This is a genomic window from Caulobacter sp. P4_E5 (genome assembly GCF_056401555.1).
Map to the genome: position 1 here is coordinate 1 of NZ_JBFUJD010000141.1, position 5107 is coordinate 5107.

Below are 5107 nucleotides of genomic sequence, written 5' to 3' on the forward strand. Positions count from 1 at the left end.
GCAGCGCAGCGAATAGAGCTGGATCCGATCGAGATGCTGGGCCGGCCAGCGCTGGGTGATCGGGAAGGCGGACAGATCCGACATGCGGGAACCCTCGTGTTTCAAAGCGCGCAACGGCGCCGGTTGCATTTGGAGTGTCCAATCGCCGTTTTCCAGGGCCGGCTCGCGCTCAAATCGAGGCGGTGACAATTCGCGGGATTGATCCGCGCGCGAACATCGCTATCCGGGGGAGCTGACAAGACGCCCGGGGGGGCTAAAGACTTCATCATGACCAAAGCCGACGACCATTGGCCCGAAACGCTGCAGCGAGTCGTCGCGACGATGGACTTCGAGCTGACCGACGAAAAGGTCGGAACCGACACCACCAAGCCCAGCTTCCTGATGCAGACGACCTCCAGCGCCGACTTCTCCATCCTGCCCGCGCTGGTGGCCACCGCCGTTCACGCCGGGCTGGAGATCGACCGGAAGATCGCCGCGCCGGGCCCCGCCCACGACGCCCAGGCGCGCAATGTCCGTCAGGCCCTGGTCGACGCCTTGAACCGGGAGATACCGGGCAGTGGCCGCTCGCCGTTCGTCACCGGCTACGCGACGGCCTATCGCGTCGAGCTGGCGCGCGTGCTCTGGGCCGCCATCGCCGACGCTCCCCGCCGTCGCCTGCAAGAGCTGGCGGGCGAAAGGCAGGGTTGAACGCCCCTACCAGGCGCCGGTGTTGGGCATCGACGCCCATGGCTCGGCCGGCGGCAGGTCGCCGTCCTGCAACAGCTCGATCGAGATGTTGTCCGGCGAGCGCACGAAGGCCATATGGCCGTCGCGGGGCGGACGGTTGATGGTCACGCCCATGTCCAACAGGCGCTGACAGGTCTCGTAGATGTCGTCGACGCGGTAGGCCAGGTGGCCAAAGTTGCGGCCGCCCTGATAGTCCTCGGGATCCCAGTTGTAGGTCAGCTCGACCAGCGGGGCCTTGCGCGCCTTGGCCAGCTCGACGTCTTCGGGCGCGGCCAGGAAGACGAGGGTGAAGCGCCCCTTGTCGTTCTCCATGCGGTACATTTCCTGGAGCCCCAGGCCTTCGCAATAGAACCGCAGCGAGGCGTCCAGATCACGGACGCGGACCATGGTGTGCAGATAGCGCAAGACGAGGCTCCCAGACGGCCAGAGCGAAACGACGCGTCCGATATAGACTCCGGCGACCGGCGGGCGAAACCCACTAAACCGGCTCGCGCTCGCGCGTCTGGCGCCGCCACAGGGCCGCGTATTCGCCGCCGGCCTCCAGCAGGGCCTCGTGACGACCGCGCTCGACCACCTTGCCTCGCCGCAGCACCACGATCTCGTCGGCGTCGGCGATGGTCGACAGTCGGTGGGCCACGACCAGGGTCGTCCGCCCTGCTCTCGCCTTGCGCAAGGTCGCTTGGATCGCCGCCTCGGTGCGGCTGTCCAGCGCGCTGGTGGCCTCGTCCAGGATCAGCACCCGCGGCTCGGCCAGCAGGGCCCGGGCGATGCCGACCCGCTGGCGCTCGCCGCCGGAAAGCTTGAGACCGCGCTCGCCGACCTTGGTCTCCATGCCTTCGGGCAGGTTGCGGATGAACTCGCCCAGCTCCGCCGCCTCGGCGGCGGCCCAGACCTCGGCCTCGCCGACCTCGGGGCGGGCGAAGGCGATGTTGGCGGCCAGGGTGTCGTTGAACAGGGCGACGTCCTGCGGCACCAGGGCGACAGCCCGGCGCAGCGACGCCTGCTTCAGGTCGCGCAGGTCGTGGCCGTCCAGGGTCACCCGGCCGGCCTGCGGGTCGATCATCCGCAGCGCCAGGCGCACCAGGGTGGTCTTGCCGGCGCCCGAGGGTCCGACGATGGCCATGGTCGTGCCAGGCGCGACGGTCAGCGAGACGTCCGCCAGGCCCTCCGAGCGGGCCCCGTGGCGGAACGAGACGGCCTCGAAGGCCACCGCCCCGCCGCGCTGGTCGGCGCAGGGCGGCAGATCCTGGGCGTCCGGCGCGTCGGCGACATCGGCGGTCTGGCGGCGCAGCTCCAGCATCGCTTCCATGTCGATCAGCGACTGGCGGATCTCGCGATAGGCGAAGCCCAGGATGTTCAGCGGCGCGTAGAGATTGATCAGGATCAGGATGGCGGCGGTGACGTCGCCGGGTCCGATCTCGCCGGCGGCGGCCTGGGCGCCGGCCAGCACGGCCATGGCGCCCAGGCCCAGGCTCATCACCGCCGACTGGACGACGTTCAGCAGGTTCAGCGAGTTGGTGGCCTTGACCTGGGCCTGGCCATAGACGTCCAGCGCCCGGCCATAGCCCGCCACCGCCCGGTCCTCGCCGCCGAACGACTTGACGGTCTCGTAGTTCAGCAACGCGTCGACCGCCCGGCCGGCGGCCTCGGCGTCGGCCTCGTTCAGCACCCTGCGGTGGCCGATCCGCCAGTCGGAGATGGCGAAGGTCAGATAGCCGTAGATCGCCACGGTCGCGAGGGCCACAGCCGCGAACCGCCAGTCATAGGCCTTGGCCAGGACGATGGCGGCCATGATCAGTTCGACGCCGGTCGGCGCGACGTTGAAGACCAGGCCGCGCAGCAGGAAGTCCATCGACCGCGCGCCGCGATCGATCACCCGCGACAACGAGCCGGTGCGCTTGGATTGGTGAAAGTCGATGGACAGGGACAGGGCGTGGGAGAAGGTCTCGACCGCCGCTCGGTTCTGAGCGGCCTGGGCCACCGGCGTGAACACCGCGTCGCGCGCCTGGGGCGTGGCGGCGGAGATGAACCGGATCAGGGCCCAGCCCCCCGCCAGCCCGGCGAAGGCCCAGGTCACGGCGGCCGCCGCGCCCTGCCCGGCCGACAGGTGATTGACCGCCTTGCCCAGCATCAGCGGCGCCAGGACGCCAAGCGCCTTGCCCGCCAGGGTCAGCACCAAGGCGACGGTCACCCGCCAGCGCAAGCCGGGGGCCTTGGAGCGCAGCACCAGCTGAACCAAGTCGCTCATGGCGCGCCAGAAACGCACCGGCTGGTCGGGCTTGGCGATCGCGCCCGAGGTGGCGGCGCGGCTGGTCGAGGGCGGTCCGCCCATGCCCCTCATCGGGCTTCTCCGCCGATCAGCAGGGTGGTCTGGACGCCGCCGCCCGGGGTCATCCAGTCGATCCGCCAGCCCATCGGCGTGCGATCGGCGCGGACGGGTCCGTAGACCAGCGGCGCGGCCGGCGAGGTGGCGATGGTCACCCCGTCCTCGCCCCCGTCGCCACCGACCTGGATGTAATGCGGCCCATGCGACAGCGAATCGCTCAGAGAAATGAAGAAGCGGCCGTCGTCGTCGGTGCGGCCGCCGCCGCGGGTGACGCGATCGACCCGGATGTTCAGGCCCGCGCCCGGCGCGGCCACACCCGAGACCATCGCTCCGCCCTCACGATCGACATCCACGGCCAGGATGCGCGGCGAGGACGATCCGGCGGTGAGGCGGCGGGCGCCCGCCCCGGCGCGCAACAGGGCGACCTCGCCACCGTCGGCGACCATGATGTAGCCTTCGGCCTGCACCGTTCGGCCGTTCCGCGTCGTCGACAGCCCAAACAATCGCACGCCCGGCTCTGTGGGAACGGCGAGGCTCCAGCGCCCGAAGGCGTCGACCCGGCCCATCACCGCCTCGCCGGTGGGCGAACCCAGACGGATGTCCGAATCCGGCGCGCCCTGGCCGACCAGGGTGATGCGGTTTCCCGCCCGCTGGGCGCTTTCCAGGGTCGGCGGCGCCAGGTAGCCGGCCTCGGCGCTATCGGCCTCCTCGGCGGCCTTGGCCTTTCCCGGCGTATCGGGTCCGCAGGCCGCCAGCAGAGAGGCGGCGAGTCCCGCCGCGAGCATCGGCGACTTGAAACCTCGGAGACGAAACCTGATCATACGGCCTCAAATAGGGACGAACCCGAGGCGCGCGAGCCCGCGCGCCTTTGTCTTGTGTGTGGAGTGGACGACGATGCCCGACGAGTCTAGCCGCCTGGGTTCCGTCTGCGTGTACTGCGGTTCCTCCAACGACGCCGACCCCAGCTACATCACCGACGCCTACAGGATCGGCGAGAGCTTCGCCCGCGCGGGCCTGAAATTGATCTATGGCGGCGGCGGCGTGGGCCTGATGGGCGCCACGGCGCGCGGGGCCCACTCGGCCGGCGGCGCGGTGCTGGGAATCATCCCGACCTTCCTGCGCGGCCGCGAGCAGCCGTTCGACGACGTCGAGACGGTGATCGTCGACAACATGCACGAGCGGAAGATGATGATGTTCGAGCGCTCGGACGGCTTCGTCGTGCTGCCCGGCGGCATCGGCACGCTGGAAGAGATCGTCGAATTGCTATCTTGGCGCCGTTTAGATCTTCACCAGAAGCCGATTGTGTTCCATAACCCCGGCGGCTTCTGGGATCCGCTGTTCGAGCTGATCCGCCACACGATCGACGCGCGCCTGACCCCGCCCAGCCTGGCCAACGCCTGGCGGGCGGTCGAAAAGGCCGAGGACGTGACCCCCGCCCTGCTGGCCTGGGATGAAGAAATCTACCAGACGGGCGCCCCGGCGGCGCTTCGACAGTTGACTTAGTTTTCAAAAGAGACGCACTATCCCTGCGAGCTCGCCGTTCGTCGAACGCTGCGCGCTCATGCGTCGGATCTCCCATCCGGCGCGGGGATAGGAGACCAAGGAATGCGTACCGCTTTTAACGCGGGCCTGACGGCCTGCGCCTTGATGGCTGGCCTGTTGGCCGGCCCCGCCTTCGCCGCCGACAGCGAAGGCGCCTGGCTGAAGCTGAAGACCCCCGTCTCGACGGATCACTTCATCCAGGACGGTTCGGTCTGGCGCTGTAAGGCCGACGTCTGCACCGCCACCAGGGTCCGGGCCCTGCCCGTGGCCCGCGCCTGCCGCAAGCTGGCCGGCCAGCTCGGCGAACTGACCGCGTTCAACTATCGCGGCGAGCCGCTGGAGGACGCCGCGATCGCCGACTGCAACACGGCCGCCAAGCCGAAGAGCYAAGCCTTCTGGAGCGTGGCAGCCGAAAGTGTGAGCGGTTTCGGCGTCTGCCACGCTCTAAGTGTTTGAGATAGAGCCTGTTTATCCGTTTCTGATGTTTCCATCAGAAACGGACAGGCTCTAGAG

The 5107-nt window shown here is 69.2% G+C and carries 6 protein-coding genes and 1 pseudogene; 3 read left to right on the forward strand and 4 right to left on the reverse strand.

What is annotated here, in order from left to right; translation table 11 throughout:
- Window positions 1-84 (reverse strand): annotated as a pseudogene (locus tag AC1DSO_RS24390) (glutathione S-transferase); the annotation flags it as partial.
- 183 nt (window positions 85-267) lie between these two features.
- On the opposite strand from AC1DSO_RS24390, the gene AC1DSO_RS24395 reads away from it, so the two are divergent.
- Window positions 268-687 carry a hypothetical protein gene (locus AC1DSO_RS24395; protein ID WP_477071268.1) on the forward strand — a complete coding sequence of 140 codons (420 nt, stop codon included), beginning with the start codon at window positions 268-270 and terminating at the stop codon, window positions 685-687.
- Window positions 688-693: 6 nt separating this feature from the next.
- Here the strand turns inward: AC1DSO_RS24395 and AC1DSO_RS24400 are convergent, their stop codons facing one another.
- The 3 genes from AC1DSO_RS24400 to AC1DSO_RS24410 form a co-directional block, all read right to left on the reverse strand.
- Window positions 694-1131, reverse strand: coding sequence for a VOC family protein (locus AC1DSO_RS24400; protein ID WP_477071269.1), 438 nt, complete (start codon window positions 1129-1131; stop codon window positions 694-696).
- Between the two features lie 73 nt (window positions 1132-1204).
- The gene (locus tag AC1DSO_RS24405; RefSeq protein ID WP_477071273.1) at window positions 1205-3136 is read right to left on the reverse strand and encodes an ABCB family ABC transporter ATP-binding protein/permease; all 1932 of its coding nucleotides are present in this window, start codon (window positions 3134-3136) and stop codon (window positions 1205-1207) included.
- Window positions 3064-3837 (reverse strand): hypothetical protein, encoded by a 774-nt coding sequence (locus tag AC1DSO_RS24410; protein WP_477071270.1) that lies wholly within the window; start codon window positions 3835-3837, stop codon window positions 3064-3066. Before AC1DSO_RS24410 ends, AC1DSO_RS24405 begins: the two co-directional genes overlap by 73 nt.
- 109 nt (window positions 3838-3946) lie before the next feature.
- Between AC1DSO_RS24410 and AC1DSO_RS24415 the strand changes: the two genes are divergently transcribed.
- Both AC1DSO_RS24415 and AC1DSO_RS24420 read left to right on the forward strand, forming a co-directional pair.
- Complete coding sequence (locus AC1DSO_RS24415; RefSeq protein ID WP_477071271.1) at window positions 3947-4555, forward strand: LOG family protein; 609 nt, start codon at window positions 3947-3949, stop codon at window positions 4553-4555.
- Window positions 4556-4657: 102 nt separating this feature from the next.
- Entirely contained in the window at window positions 4658-5050 is a 393-nt protein-coding gene (locus tag AC1DSO_RS24420; RefSeq protein WP_477071272.1) for a DUF8200 family protein, read from the forward strand.
- Window positions 5051-5107 lie beyond the last annotated feature (57 nt).